This is a genomic window from Fulvivirga lutimaris, assembly GCF_009711525.1.
Taxonomy (GTDB): Bacteria; Bacteroidota; Bacteroidia; order Cytophagales; family Cyclobacteriaceae; genus Fulvivirga; species Fulvivirga lutimaris.
The window spans coordinates 1-2,298 of record NZ_SMLV01000126.1; the positions used below are offsets into that span (position 1 = coordinate 1).

The 2,298-nt window shown below is 35.1% G+C and carries 3 protein-coding genes; 1 reads left to right on the top strand and 2 read right to left on the bottom strand.

Annotation, left to right across the window (positions count from 1 at the left end; translation table 11 throughout):
* Together E1140_RS00655 and E1140_RS00660 are read right to left on the bottom strand one after the other, a co-directional pair.
* Nucleotides 1-787 (bottom strand): hypothetical protein (locus tag E1140_RS00655; RefSeq protein WP_155178023.1); only part of this gene is annotated, 787 nt, incomplete at its 3' end.
* Nucleotides 771-1,577, bottom strand: a complete 807-nt coding sequence (locus tag E1140_RS00660) for a glycogen/starch synthase (protein ID WP_155178024.1) — start codon at nt 1,575-1,577, stop codon at nt 771-773. The genes E1140_RS00655 and E1140_RS00660, both read right to left, overlap by 17 nt.
* 117 nt (nt 1,578-1,694) lie before the next feature.
* On the opposite strand from E1140_RS00660, the gene panC reads away from it, so the two are divergent.
* Nucleotides 1,695-2,298 (top strand): pantoate--beta-alanine ligase (gene panC / locus E1140_RS00665; protein WP_155178025.1); only part of this gene is annotated, 604 nt, incomplete at its 3' end.

The following is a 2,298-nucleotide window of genomic DNA, read 5'->3' on the forward strand; positions in this document are numbered from 1 at the left end:
TAGTGTATTCTAAATTCATCACCGTGTTTGCATCATTTAGGTTAAACGTGATAACCGCGTTGTTATCATCTTTACCAACAATTGCAAAACCCTTAATATATTGATCCAGAAAGTAGGAAACACTGTCTATATCCTCATCATCAATGGCAGCTCCGCGAATAACGGCTTCTTCAAAACTTTGAAGGAACTCCGCTTTATATCTGCCTAAGATATCAAATTTAGCCTCATATATATAAACCTTATTAGCATCATATCTTGATCCAGGAGTGTCAGAACCTTCATATACATAATTCACAGAGTCACTGTACAATTCAATCTTTGCTCCACCAATTAATTCTCCAAACTCCATTGTTTTAGCACTAGTAGTATTTTCAAGGTTGTCTATTGGATTGACAAGCTCATAGAGTTCTAGATTTTGAATATCCGAGGAACTGTATGTTCCTACTGCATCAACAATTCGAACTTTCATTGTCAAGCTTTTAAGTTCAGATGTAGCAATTGATACTCTATCATAATTAGCTTGAGCAATTGATACATCGCAAAAAGCCTTAGCAGTAATATCTCCAAAGATAGGATCAGTATATTGACCTGCCATTACCCTTCCTGAAAATGAGGAGGGTGCTGCACCAGCCCAAACCTGACCTATGTTGTCAGTCAGTGAAGTTTCCGCAAAAAAAATCCCCAAATTATTTTCTGGGGTTAAACTAATGTTTCCTATTTCTTCTTCACATCCGAAGAATGTTAGGGCTATTAAAAATAGCCCTAATTTCTTATCCCACAAGTTCATTGTATAAGTTAAAGTATGATTCAGAAAAATTATCGTTCTGTTCGATAGTTTCTAGTTTCTTTTTATCGTTAATTTCTTCAAAAAGTTCTGAAAGTGAATTGTCTTCTTCAGCCATTATTACTGAATCAGAAAACTCCATCCCTAATTTAATGAATCCTTGATAGTCTGCACTTTGTAAATTTGCAAGCATACTATCTTCGATATCCATCATTTTCACCTTCTCAAGTAAGTCACTATTAAATTTATGACTAAAACTGTTATTGTGAATAGTGAAAATCGACTTGGCATCCTTAAACAATGGATCGTTTTTGTATGTAGTTTTCAAGTATAATGGAATTAAACTTGTCATCCAGTCATTGCAATGAACGATATCCGGAGCCCATCCTAATTTTTTCACTGTTTCTATAACGCCTTTGCAGAAAAATATTGCACGCTCGTCATTATCTTCATAAAATTTATTTTCCTTATCATGGAAAACATACTTCCTGTGGAAGTAATCTTCATTATCAATGAAGTACACCTGAAGTTTGGCATTGGGGATAGAGGCCACCTTAATAATCAAAGGCTTTTCTTCTTCTCCAACTGAAATATTGATACCTGAAAGTCTAACCACTTCATGTAGTCTATTTTTCCTTTCATTTATCAATCCAAATCTAGGGACCAGTATTCTTATTTCCATCCCTCTTTCTTGCATCGCCTGTGGCAGTTTTCTTACGAAGTCAGCAACCTCTGAAGTTTGCAAAAAAGGATTGATCTCACTGGCAACATAAAGAACACGTAGTTTTGACATATATGTATAGATTTGATTTTATCCGAGAATTAAAGCACAAAAGTACAAAATTTTCTCCTTTATTCAAGATTATATCTTTTGAAAAACTTAGTTTTGCGTCCCTTTTAAACAACAGAAATGCAGATTTTTAGAGATATTTCGTCTCTTCAATTGAGTCTAAATGAGCTGAAATTAGAGCGAAAAACCATTGGGTTGGTTCCTACCATGGGTGCCTTACATGATGGCCATGCTGCATTGCTGAAGGCCTCATTGGCTGAAAATGATGTGACAGTTTGCAGCATATTTGTGAATCCTACACAGTTTAACAATGATGAAGATCTTAAGAACTATCCTAGAACTTATGAGGAGGATATAGAATTTCTAAAATCATTTGAATGTGACATCGTTTTTAACCCATCTGCAGAAGAGATGTACCCTAAAAGCCCATCGTTAAAGTTTAACTTTGCGGATTTAGAACAATCAATGGAGGGAAGCTATAGACCTGGGCATTTTAATGGGGTGGCCATTGTTGTGTCTAAGCTTTTTAATATAGTTAATCCAGACAGAGCTTATTTTGGACAAAAGGATTTGCAACAGTATAGAATTATAAGCCAATTGGTAGAAGACTTGTCTTATAATATAGAGTTAAGGCAAATACCTATTAAAAGAGATGAGAATGGTTTAGCCTTGTCTTCAAGAAACAAGCGCTTGTCTACATCCGGTTTGAAATCTGCAAGAAAAC

What these genes read in the sequence shown, in the direction of transcription:
- E1140_RS00660 (WP_155178024.1), bottom strand. Translation starts at nt 1,577, where the DNA reads ATGTCAAAACTACGTGTTCTTTATGTTGCCAGTGAGATCAATCCTTTT.